We start from the raw sequence: 16,808 nt of genomic DNA, 5'->3' as shown, positions 1-16,808 counted from the left end.
GGGGGCCGCGGTCCCGGCGGGGCCTCTGGTGCGGCCGATGCCGCGGCGGCACCACCACCGGCGACGGGGCGGTTGCAGGTCCCTGCCAGGTCCCTGTCCGCCGCGGTCGAGGCGGGACGGCCGGATCAGGTGCGTGCCACTTCCAGCCCGGCCGGGTCCGCCGGACCGGGCTCCGTCTCCATCTCCGCCTCCGCCCGTCGGGTGAGCGCCTCGCCCTCCACGTCCACGCGCGGCAGGATCCGGTCCAGCCACTTCGGCAGCCACCATGCCTTGTCGCCGAGCAGCGCGAGCACGGCGGGCACGATCGCCATCCGTACGACGAAGGCGTCGAGGAGGACGGCGGAGGCCAGCCCGAACCCGATCATCTTGATCATGGAGTCGCTCTCGCCGATGAACCCGGCGAACACCGCGATCATGATCATCGCGGCGGCCACGACCACGCGGGCGCTGTGCCGGAACCCGGAGACGACCGCCTGTCCGGGCCGCTCCCCGTGGACGTACGCCTCCCGCATCCGCGAGACGAGGAAGACCTCGTAGTCCATGGCCAGCCCGAAGACGATGCCCACCAGGAAGATCGGCGTCAGGCTCATGATCGGCCCGGTCTGCTCCACGCCCAGCAGTTCGGCGCCGTGCCCCTGCTGGAAGACCACGACCACGGCGCCGAGGGAGGCCAGCACCGAGAGCAGGAAGCCGAGGGCCGCCTTCAGTGGGACGAGCAGCGACCGGAACACCACCAGCAGCAGCACGATCGCGAGCCCGACCACGACGATCAGATACGGGACCAGCGCGGCCTGCACCTTGTCGGCGATGTCGATGTTCATCGCGGTGGTGCCGGTGACCTCGAAGGTGGCCCCGGTCCCGGCCTCGACGCCGTCGCGTTCGCCGCGGATGGTGGTCACCAGCTCCTTGGTCTTCTCGTCGGTCGGCGCGGTGGACGGCACGACGGAGAAGACGGCGGTGTCACCGGCGCCGTTGAAGCGGGCGGGGGACACGGACACGACCCCCTTCGTGCCACCGATCTCCTCGCTGATCGTCGTGACGGCACCCTTCGGATCCGCGTCCCCCTTGGCGTCCACGACGACGGTCAACGGCCCGTTGAAGCCCGGCCCGAACGCGTCGGCGAGCGCGTCGTAGGCCCGCCGCTCGGTGGTGGACGTCGCCTTGGCCTCGTCACCGGGCATGCCCAGCTGCAACTGCGTCATCGGCACGGCGAGCGCGCCGAGGCCGACGACGCCGAGGAGCAGCACGGGAAGGGGCCGCCGCAGCACGAACCGCGCCCACCGGGTGCCGCCGTTGTCGCCGCCGCTCTCTTCCATACGGCCGCGCTTGCGGGCCCGCCGCTCAAGCACGGCGTTGGGCCAGAAGCCGAGGAAGGCGGGCACCAGCGTGAGCGCGACGAGCACGGCGACGACGACCGCGCCGGCCGCGGCCAGCCCCATCTTGGTGAGCATCGGGATGCCGACGACCGCCAGCCCGGCCAGGGCGATGACGACGGTGAGCCCGGCGAACACGACCGCCGACCCGGCCGTACCGACGGCGAGACCGGTCGCCTCCTGCGGCGTACGGCCCTTGGCGCGCTCCTCGCGATAGCGCGAGACGACGAACAGGGCGTAGTCGATCCCGACCGCGAGGCCGAGCATCATCGCGAGGGTGCCGGTCGTGGTGGACAGACCGAGGGCGTCGGACAGGGCGAGGATCGCGGCCATGCTGACGCCGACGCCCACGACGGCGGTCAGCAGCGGCAGCCCGGCGGCGGCGAGAGACCCGAAGGTGACGAGGAGTACGACCGCGGCTATCGCGATGCCGATGACCTCGGCCATGCCGCCCGCACCGCCCCCGTCGTCCATCGCGGAGCCGCCGGCCTCGACGGTCAGCCCGGAGTCCCGGGCGTCGCCGATCGCCTTCTCCAGATGCGTCTTGCTCGCGTCGGTGAGGTCGTTGGCCTTCACCTTGAAGGTGACGGTCGCGAACGCCGTCGTACCGTCCTTGCTCACCGCCTTCGCCTGGAACGGATCGGCGACGGACGCCACCTGCGAGCCGTCGCCCAGCTCGGCCACGGCCTCCTCTACGGCCTTCTTGTGCTCGGCGGCGGTCACCTTCTGACCGCCGGGCGCGACGAAGACGACCCGCGCGGTGGCGCCGTCGGCCGTCGCACCCGGGAAGCGCTCCCCCATCAGGTCGAACGCCTTCTGCGACTCGATGCCCGGCATCGAGAACTCCTCGTCGGCCGCGCCCGGGGCCTTCAGCGCGCCCAACCCGACGGCGGCCAGCACGGCCGCCCAGACCAGGGCGACGTACCAGCGCCGCCGGAAGGCCAGACGGCCCACTCGATACAGGAAAGTAGCCACGACAGGGGGTCTCCACATCTGGGACTCGAACGTGCGCCCAGGCTCTCGGGAGAGGGTGTGCCGTGTCGTCGTGCGGCTGCCGACAATCGCCTGTACTGAGAACGCAGTACGGATCGAGCGGGGCGTCCGCCATGGGTACGACGGGGATGCTGCGGCCGGGTACTGCCGGGGGACTGCGGTGGGACTGCGGGAGGGTGCTGCCAGGGGGACTGCGATGGGACCTGCGATGGGACTGCGGGGGGGACTGCTGGGTGGGCGTCAGCGGGATGTGATTTCCGAGATCAGTGTGCGGACGCGGGTCTCGATCGCGTCGCGGATGGGGCGTACGGCCTCGACGCCCTGCCCTGCCGGGTCGTCGAGCCGCCAGTCGAGGTACCGCTTGCCGGGGAAGACGGGGCACGCGTCGCCGCAGCCCATGGTGATCACGACGTCGGATGCCTGGACTGCCTCGGTCGTGAGGACCTTCGGGGTCTGGGCGGAGATGTCGATGCCGACCTCGCTCATCGCTTCGACCACGGCCGGGTTGACGGTGTCGGCGGGGGCGGAGCCGGCGGAGCGGACCTCGATGCGGTCGCCCGCCAGGTGGGCGAGGAAGGCGGCTGCCATCTGGGAGCGGCCGGCGTTGTGGACGCAGACGAACAGCACTGACGGGCGCGGGGCGGAGGTGCTCATGGCGGGTCCTTCTCGGAGGCGGGGCCGGACGAAGCGAGGCGAGGCAGGTGGTCAGGAGGAGACGGGGCGGGTGGTCAGGAGGAGGCGAGTTCCGGTTCCGCGGGCGGGGCGGACGCCTCGGGCCGTGCCGGTACGGGGCGCGTGCCGTAGACCATGGCCACGATGCCGAGTCCGAGTGCGCCGCCTACCAGTTGGGCGGCGATGAACGCGGTGACGGAGGCGGGCGCGATGCCGGCGAACGTGTCGGTGAAGGCCCGCCCGATGGTCACCGCGGGGTTCGCGAACGACGTGGAGGAGGTGAACCAGTAGGCGGCCCCGATGTACGAGGCGACCGCGGCCGGGGCGAGCGCGGCGCGGCCGATCCGGTTCAGCCCGAGGATCAGCAGGATCAGCCCGGCCGTGGCGACGACCTCGCCGAGCCACAGATGGCCGGCGGACCGCTCGTGGGTCGAGAACCGCACCATCGGCTCGGCGAACATCGCGTCGGCCAGGACCGCCCCGCCGATCGCGCCCAGGATCTGGGCGGGCACGTACGCCACGACGTCCCGCAGGGCCGGCCCGCCCGGCGTACGACGGCCGGTGAACCAGGCGGCGAGGGTGACGACGGGGTTGAAGTGCGCGCCGGAGACCGGCCCGAGCAGCAGGATGAGCACGCCCAGGCCGAAGACGGTGGCGAGGGAGTTGGCGAGCAGCTGCACACCGACGTCACGCGACAGCTCGGTGGCCTGGATACCGGAGCCGACCACCACGGCGACCAGCAGCCCGGTCCCGACGGTCTCGGCGGCGACCCGGCGGCCGAGCGAGGCGTTCACGCGGTGGCCCCGGCGGACTGCGGGGTGGCCCCGGCCGGCTGCGAGGTGACCCCGGCCGACTGCGGGACGGTCAGGAACGCGGCGAGCCGGTCCAGGACACCGGGCAGCACCCAGTAGTACACCCAGGTGCCGCGACGCTCGCAGTCGATGAGCCCGGCCTGCCGCAGCAGCTTGAGGTGGTGGGAGATCGTCGGCTGGGACAGGTCGAACGCCGGAGTCAGCTCGCACACACAGACCTCACCGCCCCCACCGCCTTCACCACCCTCGCCACGTGAGGCGATCATCGACATCAGCCGCAGCCGGACCGGATCGCCCAGGGCCTTGAAGACCTTGGCCAGATCGGCCGCCTGACCCTCGTCGAGCGGCGCGGCGGACAGGCCCGGGCAGCAGGCGGCGTCCTGGCCGATCACCTCAAGCACTTGTTTCGACATGCTTCTATGTTGACGTTTTTCGATACAAGGCGCAAGCTTGCATCAATGAACGTCAATACAGGCCGTTCCGGGCCCTGTCGCGGCCCGTCACCCGGGAGTGAGTCATGAGCGAGCAGTCCACCGACCTGAGGGAAGCCGTCCGTCGCCGGTACGCCGCGGCGGCCGTGCAGGTCACCGACGGCGGCACCACCTGTTGCGGACCCGAGCCGGTCGAGGTCGACGAGAACTTCGGCTCGACGCTGTACGCCGCGGACGAGCGCGACACCCTGCCCGCCGAGGCCCTGGCCGCCTCCCTCGGCTGCGGCAACCCCACCGCCGTGGCCGAACTACGCGAAGGCGAGCGCGTCCTCGACCTCGGCTCCGGAGGCGGCATCGACGTCCTGCTCTCCGCCCGCAGGGTCGGCCCCACCGGCAGGGCCTACGGACTGGACATGACCGAGGAGATGCTCGAACTCGCCCTGGCCAACGCGGCGAAGGCGGGCGCGACGAACGTGGAGTTCCTCAAGGGCACCATCGAGGCCGTACCACTGCCCGCGCACACGATCGACGTGGTGATCTCCAACTGCGTGATCAACCTGTCGGTCGACAAGCCCGCCGTGTTCGCCGAGACGTTCCGCGTCCTCAGGCCCGGCGGCCGCATCGGCGTCTCCGACGTCGTCGCCGACGACACCCTCACCGCCGAACAGCGGGCCGAGCGCGGCGACTACGTCGGCTGCATCGCCGGCGCGCTCTCCTTCGCCGAATACCGCGCGGGCCTGGAGTCCGCCGGGTTCACCGACGTCGAGATCACCCCGACCCACGCGGTCGCCGACGGCATGCACTCCGCCGTCGTCCGCGCCACCAAGCCCACCACCGCCCCCGGCCCGGCCGCCACCGTGCCCTCTGCGGAGACCGACTCCTGCTGCGGCGTCACGGCCTGCTGCACCCCGGCCGAGCAGGCGACCGACCCGTCCGTCACCGTCAGCGAGGCAAAGAGCACCGCCGGATGCGCCTGCCAGAACTGACCCGCCGGGACATCACCGCATGACGCAGGCCCACGAACCGGCTCCCGCCGAAGGACCGACGCGCGCAACGCGCTCGCATTCCCGCTCCCTCACCACCGGAAACTCACCACCCGACCTCACCACCCGACGTCACCGCCCGACACCCGACGTCACCGCCCGACGTCACACCCGACCTCACCACCCGACGTCACCGCCCGACCTCACCACCTGAACTCACAGCCGACCTCACCGCCCGCCTTACCGCCCGACCTCACCGCCCGCCGGAGTCCGACCCGATCTCGACCACGCGGGCCCAGTCCGGCGGTGAGTCCGGCACGTACTCGGGATTCCGCTCGGCCCGCGCGCCCCGCACCCGCGGACGGGGGAACAGCCCCACCACCGTCCGGCACGGCGGTCGGGAGCTCGGCCAGGGTGTCTGTCCGTCGGTCAGGGCCACGACGACATCGGGCCGGGGCCGCGCCCGCAGCGCCCTGGCGAAACCCGCACGCAGATCCGTACCGCCGCCCCCGACCAGCGGAATCCCCTCCGCCCGGCACAGCCGGTGCACGCCCCCGGCCGCCGCGTCGCACGACACCACGCTGACCAGGTCGCCCCGCCCGCCCACGGCCCGGGAGATCGCGGCGACCTCCAGCAGCGCGCTGCCCAGTTCGGCGTCGCTGACCGACCCTGAGGTGTCGATGACGACACAGACGCGGGGCGGCCGGCGCCGCAGGCTCGGCAGGACGGCGCCGGGCACCGAGGACGAGCGGCGTGAGGGACGGCCGTATGTGTAGTCCTCGCCGGCACCCGGGCCGGACGCCGCCGAGCGGACCGCCGCGCCCAGCAGTTCCCGCCACGGCTGGGGCGGATGGAAGGCCTCCTCCGCCCACCGCTGCCACCCCTGCGAGGCGTGCCCCGGCCGCCCGGTGATGCCCTGCGCCACCCGGAACCGGACGGCGTCCCGTTCCTGCGCGCTGAGCCCGTGCGCACCGTCCGCCCCCAGATCCCACTCCCGCTCCAGCCCGTCGGCGCCGCTGCCGCAGTCCAGCCAGGCGAGGTCCTGCATGCGCGGACCGAGCCGGAACTGACGCAGGTAGTCCTCCATCAGCTCGCCGTCCCGCAGCATCAGGGACGCGGGGTCGACGGCGTCCTTGGGCCGGGCGAGGCCCTCGCCGTAGACGTCGTCGTTGATCTCGCAGTCCGCCGCGATGTTCATCCGCAGCCGCTCGCCCGGTCCGGTCAGCCCGCGCTCACGCGCGACGCGATCGCTGCGCCCGTGGTGATCCCGGAGCAAATGCGACACCTCGTGCACCCACACCCCGGCCAGCTCCTCCACCGGCGTTCGGTCCACGAACGCGGGCGAGACATAGCAACGCCAGTGCCGGTCCACGGCCATCGTCGGGACGTCCTTCGACTCGACGATGTGCAGCGCGAAGAGGGCGGTCGCGAGGTAGGGGCGGACGCGGGCGGCGTGGAGACGGGCGGCGAAGAGTTTGTCGCGGTCGAGGGGCCGGTGCGGGGCGTTGGGCGGTCGGCCGGAGCCCAGGAGTGGGCGGGGCGTGCCTTCGGCCGTGCCCGGCGCCTCCGGGACTGGCTGGGGTGAGCCGTGGGGCGCTCGCGCGGAACCCGGGAGTGGGCGAGGCGTGCGCTCGGCCGTGCCCGGCGCCTCCGGGACTGGCTGGGGTGAGCCGTGGGGCGCTCGCGCGGAACCCGGGAGTGGGCGGGGCGTGTGCTCGGGCGTACCCAGTGCCTCTGACACCGGACCAGGCGTGCCCCCGACCGTGCCCGCTACCCCCGACACCGGACCAGGCATGCCCCCAGCCATACCCGCCACCCCCGACACCGGACCAGGCGCGCCCCCAGCCATACCCGCCACCCCCGACACCGGACCAGGCATGCCCCCAGCCATACCCGCCACCCCCGACACCGGACCAGGCGCGCCCCCAGCCATACCCGCCACCCCCGGAAGTGGGCAGAGTGGGCAGGGCGTGTGCTCGGGCGTGCCCGACGAGGCCGTCCTCATCGGGTCGCCCGCGCGGCAGCCGCCGCAGTCCGTCCCGCCGCCTGATCCGCCCGCCGGGACAGCCCCACGACTCCCGCGAGCCGCTCGATCGACGTCGGCACATCCCAGTCCTCCTGCCGCAGCGAGGCGAGCGTGGACGCCGGGACGACGACCAGGTCCGGCGCCCCCGTCTCCGTCGCCCGCACCAGCAACGCCCACGCCGCGTCCCACCGGGCCCGCTCCGGGCGCACCCGTACCGCCTCCACCACCCCGTCCAGCGCGGCCTGCCGCAGATCCCCCCGCTCGGGCAGCACGGCACCGGCCGGATCGGCGAGCAGCAGTTCGGGGTCCGGCAGGTCCATCCGGTCCACGCTCGCCAGCAGCTCTAGCCCAGGACCGTCCCCCACGGCGCCCCTGACCAGCAGCGACAGCACATCACGCGACGATCCGGCGGCGTTCGCGAAGGCGATCAGCCGCTGCGTCATCTCCCAGCTCCGGGGCGAGGGCCAGGGCCCACCCCGACGCGTCTCGCTGTTCGGCAGCCGGTGCACGAGTCCCGGCCGCCCGGACAGCAGCCCGCACACCGCGCGCCGCGCGAAGTCCACGGCCTCCGCCAGCCTCCCCGGGTCGAGCCGCGGCAGGGTCGCCCGCGGCCAGGTTCCGCCGAGTCCGCGTACGACGACCTCGTGGTCGTGGGCCCACTGCAGATGCACGAAACGGTTGGCGAGCGGCGCGCTCAGCTCCCAGCCGTCGGCCGCCGAGGCCCGCGGGTTGGCGGCGGCCACGATCCGCACACCCGGTGGCAACGTCAGCGCCCCGACCCGCCGTTCGAGCACCAGCCGCAGCAACGCGGCCTGCACGGCCGGCGGCGCGGTCGACAACTCGTCCAGGAACAACAGCCCCCGCCCGGCCCTCACCAGTCGTACCGCCCAGTCCGGCGGAGCCATGGGTACGCCCTGCTCGGCCGGGTCGTCCCCGACGACGGGCAGCCCCGAGAAGTCGGACGGCTCGTGGACGCTGGCGATCACCGTCGTGAGCGGCAGATCCAGCGCGGCGGCGAGCTGCGTGAGGGCTGCCGTCTTGCCGATCCCCGGCTCGCCCCAGAGGAGGACGGGGAGGTCGGCGGCGACGGCCAGGGTCAGGGCCTCCAGCTGGGTGTCGGGGCGGGGTTCGGTGGTGGTGTCGCCGAGGAGGGCCAACAGGTCGGCGGCGACGTCGAGTTGGGAGGGGGCGGGGTGGTTCTCGGTGGTCGTGCGTGTGGGCATGTGGGGTCACCTGTGGGGTTCGGGGGGACGGCAGTCCCCGTTACGGAGAGGTCAATTGGCCGCCGGGCACGAGGAGTTGGGCGCACGGCGGTAGGTGGTAAGCACTGCGCGTCGGTCAGGGAAAGGTCGCGTGACGCGGGTGCGCGCGATGGTCACGGGGACGCCCGCGCTCGTCGTAACGGAGGCCGCCAGGTCCCGGTCCGGGTCCGGCCAACCCGGCCCGGAACAGTCCGTAGGCGATCCGCCGCCGCGCAGCCTCCTCCAGCTCCTCCCGCAACGCCCCGTCACGCAACACCGCGTCGGGCCCCAGCAGCCCCTCCACGACGGCCAGCGCACCGGCGAAGTCACCGTGGTCGAGGCGCTCGCGCACATCGGGCAGGCACCCCGGACGCCGATGCGCCTCGTCGATGGCCTGCAGACAGGGGAGCGGTGTGCCGGTCAGGGCGGCCAGCAGTTCCTCTCGCCGGATCTCGGCCGGGTCGTGGTCCAACGGAACGAGTACGCCGTCGACCAGACCGATCCGATGCCGCGCGCCCCGGCACTCGACGAGGCGCGGCTGCCCCGTCGTCCGCCCCGGGGACAGCCGAGGCGACGGCCACGGCGACGCGGCATGTTCCGGTACGAGGGCGGAGGCGACCAGAGGATGCAGCCGCTCGGCGTCGATGAGCCCGGCGTGGAGCAACTCCAGGTCGGGCAGCACCCAGGTCGCGGCGTCGGGCAACACGGGAAGCGCGGAAGAACGGCCGCCGACGGAGGCACGGTTGCCACCAGAAGCACGGTTGCCACCAGAAGCACGGTTGCCACCAGAAGCACGGTTGCCACCAGAAGCACGGTTGCCGCCGGAGGCACGGCCGCCGAGACCGGAGGCACGGCCGCTGCCGGACACGGCCATCCGCAGTGCAGCCGCCGCTCCATCCGGACCGCCCCGGTCCTCAGCCGGCACATCCAGCACCAGCCGATGCCGTCCCCCCAACCGCACCAGCACCGCCCCGCCCGACCGCCCCTCGGCGGCCAGCAGTATCCGCGCCTCGTCCGCCCACCGGTCGACGGCACAGCGGCGTCCGTACGGCACGTCCCCCGGCAGATCCGGATCGGCCCTCGCCGGCCCCCCGGCCCGGATCCGCAGCTCACCGGCCCGACGCGCATCCCACAGATGACGGTGCAGATCGAGACGGAACCGCCGGTTGGGCCGAGGATGCGGATACGAGCAAGCACCGCCCCCGACCCCGACCCCGCCACCGAAGCCTGTACCGCCGGCACCGCCGGCACCCGCAGGCCCGCCCCGGCCCCCGTCCCACAGGGCAAGGCTGATCCGCTGACCGGCGTCGGCCCACGCCGGCGGGGTCCGTACCACGAGATGCAGCGGGCGTCGGCGCTCTCGCACCCCACCGCCGTACGTAGCCAGCGTGAGTGTCAGCCCCGGTCGCAGCAGACCGTCGGGCGCGATCCTCGGCATGTGCCAGCGCAGCAGGTCGGGAGCGAGATTGCGGAGGTCGTCGCGGAGTTGCCCGGCGATGTCCCGGCCATGGTCCCGGGCCACGGAACGCAACTGGAGATCGACATCGAAACCCGCGGCGGCACACGCCCCCGCCCAGTCACCCGCCATCCGGCGGGCGGTCGCGGTCTCGATCACAGAGGCCGGTACGGCGAACTCCCGCACGCGCGGCCAGTAGGAGAGAAAGGAAAGCTCGGAAAGCGGGGATTCCCCGTACGCGATCTGAGTGCTCATCAGCACTCACCTGGCGCGGACGGGACCCCCAATCTGGCAACAGAGTGAGTCGTCATCGCGGGCGAGCGTAACGCCGCGCGCGCGAAGCCGCCAGGCATTTTCGGCGCCCGGCAACGCCTCACCGCCCGGCGACCACCAACGGGAGCGCAGTTCGCGGCGCGCTGACCTGCCGTTCCGTGCAACCTTCCCCTCACCTCACGGGTCTCCACGCTGTACGTCCACCCCACAAGCCCCACCCCCAGCCCCGTACAGCACGAAAGGCCCCCGCTCCCCGTGCCCCAGAAGAGTCCCGTCGTGCCCCAGAAGAGTCTCGTCGCCGCAGTGACCGGCGGTGCCCTGTCCGCCGTGGTCCTCGGCAGTCTGCTGGCCGTCGCCCCGCAGGCCGCAGCCGCTGACGTCACCTGCGCGACCAACGTCTACAAGCGGACGTTCTACAAGAACACCTCGTTCTCCGGCACCCCGGTGCGGACCGACTGCGACAGCGCCATCGACCAGAGCTGGTCCGGCGCCCCGCTCTCCGGGATGCCGTCGAACAACTTCGGCGTCCGCTGGTCGGTGACCCGGGACTTCGGCTCGGGCGGCCCCTTCACCTTCACCGCCTCCGCCACCGACGGCGTCCGCGTCTACCTGGACGGCACACGCAAGATCGACCTGTGGCAGGGCACCGGTGACACGCCCCGCTCCAAGAGCGTCAACCTCACCGTCCCCTCCGGCAAGCACACCATCCGCGTCGACCATGTGAACTGGAGCGGCGCCGCGAAGGTCAAGTACTCGTACACGCCGCGGACTTCGGCGACGTACGACGGGACGAAGCCGCTGGCACCCACCGGTGTGAAGACGGCCTACAACACCACGACCCGCAGGACGACCGTCTCCTGGTCCGCCAACAAGGAGATGGACCTGGCGAGTTACTCCCTCTACCGGCGCCCCGTCGGCTCCGGCACCTGGACGAAGGTCACCACGACCACCGCCCGCGGCTTCACGGACCCCCTCGTCAACCCGGACGACCGCACGCCGTACTACTACGAGGTCCGGGCCAAGGACAAGGCAGGCAACACGTCGTCGGGCAGCACGGACGTGATCGTCCGGCCCCTGCCGGTGGTCACGTCGCTGACCGGCACGTACGACAAGGCGACCGGCAACGTCTCCCTGACGTGGCCCCTCAACACCGAGCCGCACTTCGACCACTACACGGTCCTGAGCAACGACAAGGTCGACGGCTCCTACGTCTGGGTCCCGCTCGGCACCACCAAGGGCAATGACTGGACCACCGGCCCCGTCACCGCCGACGGCGAGACCCGCCACTACCGGGTCCTGGTCACCAACGACGGCGGCACCACGACCTACAACCCCGCCTGGCTCGACGCCAACGCCACCAACGAACTCTGGCTGGCCGTCCCCGACGGCATCGCCCCCGCCTACGCCCCCGATCTGGCCCTGGCCTCCTGCGCCACCGGCATCCAGGCCACCGCCTCCGACAGCACGCCGCCCCCGATCCGCGACTTCATCGGTTTCGAGATCGAGCGCCGCGAGGCGGGGACGGAAACCTGGTCGGTCGTCCTGCACAAGACCTTCGACCCGCGCCTCGACCCGGCCAAGGCGACCGTCTGCGACCCCCTGCCGTCCGACGGCCGCACCTACCAGTACCGGGCCCGTACGTACGACGCGGCCGAGAACCACTCGCCGTACAGCGAGATGCGTGCCCTGACCGTGCCGGTCGGCTGACGGTCACGGCAAACGCGCGACTGGCGCAGCACCAGCGCACCTCACACGCAGGCCCCGGCCCATCACTGGCCGGGGCCTGCGGCGTCGACATGGTCTTTGGACTTACTGAGATAACCAGGTACTGTGCGATGCATGGAACCTGACATCGCAGGTAAGCCCGGCGCGGGCAAAGCGGAGAGCCAGCTCCGCAAGGGGGTGCTGGAGTACTGCGTGCTTGCGATATTGCGGACGGGCCCGCGCTACGGCGTGGAGCTGCTCGAAACCCTCGGGGCGGTGAACGTCATGGTCACGAGCCAAGGGACGATCTACCCCCTGCTGTCGCGGCTGCGCCGTGACGGACTGGTCGAGACCCGCTGGCAGGAGTCCCCCAGCGGGCCTCCGCGGCGCTATTACGAGCTGACGCCGTCGGGGCATACGGCGCTGAAGGAGTTCACCGCCATCTGGCCGCACTTCCGTGACGCGGTCGACCACTTCATCACCGACTGACAGGAGACCACCGTGACGATCACCAAGCACCCGCTGGTGGAGAGTTACCTGGCCACCGTGGCGCGTGAAGCAGCCGGACTCAGCCCGGAGCGCCGGGGCGAGCTGCTGGCCGACCTGGAGGAGCACATCGCCGTGGCCCTCGCGGAAGAGCCCGCACCCGACGACGCCAAGGTCCGCACCGTGCTCACACACCTCGGCGACCCGCGCACCATAGCGGCGACCGCCCTCGGCGACGAGCCGCCCGCCCCGCAAGTGAGCCAGGTGCGCACCCTCGCCATCGCCGGACTGCTGGCGGTGATCGGCCCCATGGCGGCCTTCGGGCCCCCGCTGGGCTTCGTCTTGATCGGCGTGATCTGGTGGCTGTGGACCGTGCCGCAGTGGCGCACCCGGGACAAGGCGATCGCGACGGCGGCCGCCGTCCTGCCGCTGCTGTTCGGGGTGGCCCAGTGGGTGATCCCCGCGGGCACGCTGAACTTCGGCCTCGGGGCATTCTTCCCGGTTCTCCTGGCCGTCCTGGCGCTCCCGGTCGCCGCCGGCATCTACCTGCTGCGGTCCGCACGGCGCCTGTCATAACCGGGGCTCCCCCCACCACCACGCAGACAATCCGCCACAAGCAAGAGGAACGAACGATGCCTGCACCCCTCACCGACCAGCTGGCCCTTGCCCCCACAGGCGACATAGCGATCGCCTGCATAGGGGCCGCCGCCATGCTCGGCGTTCTCGCGATGTACTTCGGCACCCTGCTCAGCATCGTCAGGTCCGACCTCACCGGCGGGATGAAGCTGGTCTGGGTCGTCTTCGCCCTGATGGCCCCCGTCCTCGGGAGCCTGCTCTGGTACCTCGTCGGCCGCCGCGACGCCCAGCGCCGGCCCGTCACCGTCTGACCCGGGAAAACTTCTCAAGGAAAGGCGGGGGCATGGCCAAGCCTGTACACGCGGCTCTCGGGGGCGTGTGGATCAAGTGCACCTTCTGTCAGGGTGACCTGTTCAGGGACCGTGAGGTGAAACTCAACAGCTCCGGCATGGAGTTCATGAACCTGGGTTGGGCGAACGAATCGGCAACCGGCCTGATCTGCTGGAACTGCGGCCATGTACAGCTGTTCGTGAACAGGAACCTCGAACTGTACAAACAGCGGAAGGGCTGAGCGGGTCCGTACACCCGACCACCCCACACCCCGCACCACCGCGTGCCGTATCCTCACGCCACCCGCCGTGCCCGCGACCAGGGGGGATCCAGGTTCGTTGGCCGGCTCGAACTTGTGGGGATTCATGCGTTCAGCATCCATAGGGGCCGTGATCGGCGGCGCCCTCGCCCTGTGCGGCTCTCTGCTCACCGTCGCTCCCGCGCATGCCGCGGAGACCGGCGTGGTGATCGAGAAGGTGTCCGTGAACGGGGGCAAGAGCATCGTCTTCGGTGTCTCACGGACGGAGTCGTTCACCATCTCGGTGACCGCTTCGGACGATTCGGGGATCGGTAAGGATCTCGCGTTTCTGCAGATCGACCGGGAGAAGGGGGACGACTACTGGTCGTACCACGGCGAGCCGTCCTGCACGGCCCTCAGCGCCACCAGGTCCACCTGCAAGCTCACGGTCACGCTGGACAGGGACATCGACCTGCCCCGCAACACCCTGGCCGGCCCCTGGGACGTGTACGTCCAGCTCAAGGCGAAGGACGGTGACTACTACGGCGGTGTCTACGGCACCCACCCCGTGAAGCGGCGCTCCACGCTCAACGTCGACGCGTCGCCCGAGCCGGTCACCAAGGGCAAGGCCATCACCGTCACGGGCAAGCTCGCCCGGGCCAACTGGGACCGGTACGTCTACGCGGGCTACACCTATCAGCCCGTGGCGCTCCAGTTCCGCCCGAAGGACAGCAGCACCTACAGCACCGTCAAGACCGTGAAGACCGACGGGTCGGGCAAGTTGAGGACGAGCGTCACCGCCAACCGCGACGGTTACTGGCGCTGGAACTTCGCCGGTACGGCCACCACTCCGGCGGTCAAGACGGCCGGGGACTTCGTCGACGTGCGTTGATCTCGTCCACCTTCACCTGCGAGCCGCACCGGTCTCCGGTGCGGCCTCGCTGCTGGTGGGGCCGCCGTCCGACGGTTCGACCCGCCCCGTCGTCGGCACCGCTGTCGGCACGGCCGTCGGTGTCGACGACGGGGCCGGCGTCGCCGGCGAACCGAGGGAAGGACCAGCGGTCTCCGGCGGCACCGTCCGGGTGGGCGAGGCCGAGCCGCCCGTCGACTCCCTCGGCGTGGCGGTCGGCGACGGCTCCGACGGCATCGGCGTCGGTGCCGGTGCCGGTGTCGTACGGCCGCTCGCGGGCGGCGGTGCCAGCGGAGGCGTCGGCGTCGCGGGACCGTCGGGCCTCGCCAGGTACAGCGGCACCGCGACGAGCGCCGCGACCGCGCAGGTCACACCGACCCCCGCCGCCGTACGCAGCAGACGGCGCCGGGATGCCTTGCGGCGGATCGCGTCGTAGTGGCCCGGGGGTGGGGCGAGGTAGTCCGAGGGCGGGCGGAGGATCACCGCGAGGGGGTCGTCGGGACCGAACTCCGGGTCGTCCAGCCGCCCCGCGCCGCCGCCGTCGTCGTCAAAGCGTCTGGTCAAGGCTTCTCCTCAGGTGGACGCGGAGCAGTTCGCGGGCCGCGTGCAGGTCGGCCTTGACGGTTCCTTCCTTGCGTCCGGTCAGCACGGACACCTCCCGGATCGGCATGTCAGCGTAGTAGTGGAGGAGGATCGGGGTGCGCAGGCGTTCGGGGAGGGACTGGACCAGGAGGCGTACCGAGGGGTCCGCCTGTTCCGTGTGGGGGTTGATCGCCGCCTCCGTCCCGGCCCGGCGCATCGCCTTCCGCTCACGCTCCAGCTTGCGCCAGTGGTCCCGGACGAGGTTGGCCGCGGTGACGTAGAGGAAACCGCGCGGCTCCTCCACGCGGCTCCAGCGGGCCCACAGCCTGGTGAAGGCCTCCGAGGCGATCTCGTGGGCCGTCCCGTCGTCGTCGACGAGACGGCGGCACCAGCCGGCGAGGCGCGGGTACAGGGCAGCGAACAGCTCGGACGCCGCCTCGTCTCGGGACCGTTTCAACGTTCTCCAACGCTCTCCATGGTCGTGCACAACACTCACCGGCCGGCCCTCAGGACGCCGTCGAGCTCAGCACCGCGAACACGATCACGTTGTCGCGGTACTCCTCCCCGTCCCGCGGCCCCCCGCAGGTGATCAGCCGCAGCTCCGGTCGGTCCACGTCCCCGTAGACCTCCTCCGCCGGAAAGTCCGCCTTGGTCACCGTCCGTACGGCACTCACCGCGAACTCCGCCGAGCTGCCGTCCTCCCTGCGCGCCACGATCCGGTCGCCCCGGTGCAGCCGGGCCAGGTGCCGAAACACCCCGTCCCCGTAGCCGCCCACTGTGACATGGCCGAGGATGACCGACGGGCCGACCTGGCCCGGCGTCGGAGAGTGCCGGTACCAGCCCGCGCGGTCGTCGGCCTCGATCGGCGGCACCTGCACCGTGCCGTCCGGCCCCAGACCGAGACCGATGACGGGGGTGTCGACCTCGATCGCCGGGATCCGCAGCCGGACCGGGACCGAACGCCCCAGCGCACGCCCCGAGTTCGCGGATGCCGATCCGGCGGACGGGGACTCCCCCGACCTCCCGGACCCCTCCGCCCCTCGGTGCCGCCGGGAGCCCGCGCTCGTGGCGTCCTGACTCGCCTCGTCACCACCGCAGCCCACCAGCAGCGAGGCCAGCCCCGCCGTCGCCGCCGTGGCGAACGCGCGCCTGGACAGCGGCGTCACGCCGCGTTCGCCCGCCGACGCCGTACGACGAAGGTCGTCGCGCCACCGGCGAGGAGCAGCGCGGCCGCTCCGCCACCGATCAGCCCGCCCCGTTCCGTCCCGGACGACGAGGACGTCCCCGCGACTCCGGTGTCGGGCGCCCCCGACGGTACGACGGACACCTGGCCGCCCTCCGACGGCGCCCGCGTCGGCTCGGCGCTGGGGACCGGGGTGGCCGACTCCGCGGGGGCGCTGGTGGACGTCGGGCTGGGGGCCGGAGTCGCCGAAGTCCCGTCGGCGAACGCGGGCGTGACGCCCGTCAGCAGGGCGGTGCAGGTAAGTGCCAGGGCACTGAAGGCAGTTCGGCGCATCGATTCGCTCTCTTTCGTCGGCCCGGCCGGTACTGCCGTACGCGGCGGACTGGGTGACGGGTCGAGCGGAGAGACGACTCAGCGGCGGGGCAGGTTGTAAAGAGATGGCAAATGCACCGAGTACCGTCAAAGGCCTTCACTGTCGGCTGATCGCCGACTCAACGGATTCCTGTTTCCGTCCGACCAGCGGTTGCGACCGAGCACTA

The 16,808-nt window shown here is 72.0% G+C and carries 18 protein-coding genes; 7 read left to right on the top strand and 11 right to left on the bottom strand.

What is annotated here, in order from left to right; all coding sequences use genetic code 11:
- Window positions 1-125: 125 nt before the first annotated feature.
- The 4 genes from POF73_RS21800 to POF73_RS21785 all read right to left on the bottom strand — a co-directional run bounded on the left by POF73_RS21800 (window position 126) and on the right by POF73_RS21785 (window position 4,263).
- Window positions 126-2,348 carry an MMPL family transporter gene (locus tag POF73_RS21800; protein ID WP_272117965.1) on the bottom strand — a complete coding sequence of 741 codons (2,223 nt, stop codon included), beginning with the start codon at window positions 2,346-2,348 and terminating at the stop codon, window positions 126-128.
- Window positions 2,349-2,606: 258 nt separating this feature from the next.
- Window positions 2,607-3,020, bottom strand: coding sequence for an arsenate reductase ArsC (locus POF73_RS21795; protein ID WP_272117963.1), 414 nt, complete (start codon window positions 3,018-3,020; stop codon window positions 2,607-2,609).
- A gap of 74 nt (window positions 3,021-3,094) precedes the next feature.
- The gene (locus POF73_RS21790; protein WP_272117961.1) at window positions 3,095-3,832 is read right to left on the bottom strand and encodes an aquaporin; all 738 of its coding nucleotides are present in this window, start codon (window positions 3,830-3,832) and stop codon (window positions 3,095-3,097) included.
- Window positions 3,829-4,263, bottom strand: coding sequence for an ArsR/SmtB family transcription factor (locus tag POF73_RS21785; protein ID WP_272117959.1), 435 nt, complete (start codon window positions 4,261-4,263; stop codon window positions 3,829-3,831). Before POF73_RS21785 ends, POF73_RS21790 begins: the two co-directional genes overlap by 4 nt.
- Before the next feature lie 104 nt (window positions 4,264-4,367).
- On the opposite strand from POF73_RS21785, the gene arsM reads away from it, so the two are divergent.
- Window positions 4,368-5,267, top strand: a complete 900-nt coding sequence (arsM, locus tag POF73_RS21780; protein WP_272117957.1) for an arsenite methyltransferase — start codon at window positions 4,368-4,370, stop codon at window positions 5,265-5,267.
- 250 nt (window positions 5,268-5,517) lie between these two features.
- Here arsM and POF73_RS21775 read toward each other — a convergent pair whose 3' ends face one another.
- The 3 genes from POF73_RS21775 to POF73_RS21765 all read right to left on the bottom strand — a co-directional run bounded on the left by POF73_RS21775 (window position 5,518) and on the right by POF73_RS21765 (window position 10,242).
- Window positions 5,518-6,792, bottom strand: a complete 1,275-nt coding sequence (locus tag POF73_RS21775) for a vWA domain-containing protein (protein ID WP_272118216.1) — start codon at window positions 6,790-6,792, stop codon at window positions 5,518-5,520.
- Window positions 6,793-7,265: 473 nt separating this feature from the next.
- Window positions 7,266-8,513 carry an AAA family ATPase gene (locus POF73_RS21770; RefSeq protein ID WP_272117954.1) on the bottom strand — a complete coding sequence of 416 codons (1,248 nt, stop codon included), beginning with the start codon at window positions 8,511-8,513 and terminating at the stop codon, window positions 7,266-7,268.
- A 115-nt stretch (window positions 8,514-8,628) separates the two neighbouring features.
- Window positions 8,629-10,242, bottom strand: a complete 1,614-nt coding sequence (locus POF73_RS21765; protein ID WP_272117952.1) for a hypothetical protein — start codon at window positions 10,240-10,242, stop codon at window positions 8,629-8,631.
- Between the two features lie 294 nt (window positions 10,243-10,536).
- Between POF73_RS21765 and POF73_RS21760 the strand changes: the two genes are divergently transcribed.
- From POF73_RS21760 to POF73_RS21735, 6 genes are all read left to right on the top strand, one after another.
- Window positions 10,537-11,967: a PA14 domain-containing protein gene (locus POF73_RS21760; RefSeq protein WP_272117950.1), complete on the top strand. Its 1,431-nt coding sequence runs from the start codon at window positions 10,537-10,539 to the stop codon at window positions 11,965-11,967.
- Window positions 11,968-12,099: 132 nt separating this feature from the next.
- Window positions 12,100-12,453 carry a PadR family transcriptional regulator gene (locus POF73_RS21755; protein ID WP_272117948.1) on the top strand — a complete coding sequence of 118 codons (354 nt, stop codon included), beginning with the start codon at window positions 12,100-12,102 and terminating at the stop codon, window positions 12,451-12,453.
- Between the two features lie 12 nt (window positions 12,454-12,465).
- Window positions 12,466-13,026 carry an HAAS signaling domain-containing protein gene (locus POF73_RS21750; protein WP_272117946.1) on the top strand — a complete coding sequence of 187 codons (561 nt, stop codon included), beginning with the start codon at window positions 12,466-12,468 and terminating at the stop codon, window positions 13,024-13,026.
- Between the two features lie 56 nt (window positions 13,027-13,082).
- Window positions 13,083-13,337, top strand: coding sequence for a PLD nuclease N-terminal domain-containing protein (locus tag POF73_RS21745; RefSeq protein ID WP_272117944.1), 255 nt, complete (start codon window positions 13,083-13,085; stop codon window positions 13,335-13,337).
- 32 nt (window positions 13,338-13,369) lie between these two features.
- Window positions 13,370-13,597 carry a hypothetical protein gene (locus POF73_RS21740; protein WP_272117942.1) on the top strand — a complete coding sequence of 76 codons (228 nt, stop codon included), beginning with the start codon at window positions 13,370-13,372 and terminating at the stop codon, window positions 13,595-13,597.
- Window positions 13,598-13,721: 124 nt separating this feature from the next.
- Entirely contained in the window at window positions 13,722-14,486 is a 765-nt protein-coding gene (locus tag POF73_RS21735; RefSeq protein WP_272117940.1) for a hypothetical protein, read from the top strand.
- 12 nt (window positions 14,487-14,498) lie between these two features.
- Here the strand turns inward: POF73_RS21735 and POF73_RS21730 are convergent, their stop codons facing one another.
- The 4 genes from POF73_RS21730 to POF73_RS21715 are packed head-to-tail and all read right to left on the bottom strand — an operon-like array spanning window position 14,499 to window position 16,602.
- Window positions 14,499-15,068, bottom strand: a complete 570-nt coding sequence (locus POF73_RS21730) for a hypothetical protein (RefSeq protein WP_272117938.1) — start codon at window positions 15,066-15,068, stop codon at window positions 14,499-14,501.
- Window positions 15,052-15,543, bottom strand: a complete 492-nt coding sequence (locus POF73_RS21725) for an RNA polymerase sigma factor (RefSeq protein ID WP_272117936.1) — start codon at window positions 15,541-15,543, stop codon at window positions 15,052-15,054. The genes POF73_RS21730 and POF73_RS21725 overlap by 17 nt, the downstream gene beginning before the upstream one ends.
- Window positions 15,544-15,592: 49 nt before the next feature.
- Complete coding sequence (locus POF73_RS21720) at window positions 15,593-16,252, bottom strand: class F sortase (protein ID WP_272117933.1); 660 nt, start codon at window positions 16,250-16,252, stop codon at window positions 15,593-15,595.
- The gene (locus tag POF73_RS21715; RefSeq protein ID WP_272117931.1) at window positions 16,249-16,602 is read right to left on the bottom strand and encodes a Tat pathway signal sequence domain protein; all 354 of its coding nucleotides are present in this window, start codon (window positions 16,600-16,602) and stop codon (window positions 16,249-16,251) included. Before POF73_RS21715 ends, POF73_RS21720 begins: the two co-directional genes overlap by 4 nt.
- Between the last annotated feature and the right edge of the window lie 206 nt (window positions 16,603-16,808).

Source organism: Streptomyces sp. HD (assembly GCF_028369295.1).
Taxonomy (GTDB): Bacteria; Actinomycetota; Actinomycetes; order Streptomycetales; family Streptomycetaceae; genus Streptomyces.
Note: the sequence above shows the minus strand (reverse complement) of the source record. Positions and strands in the feature narration are given on the sequence as shown.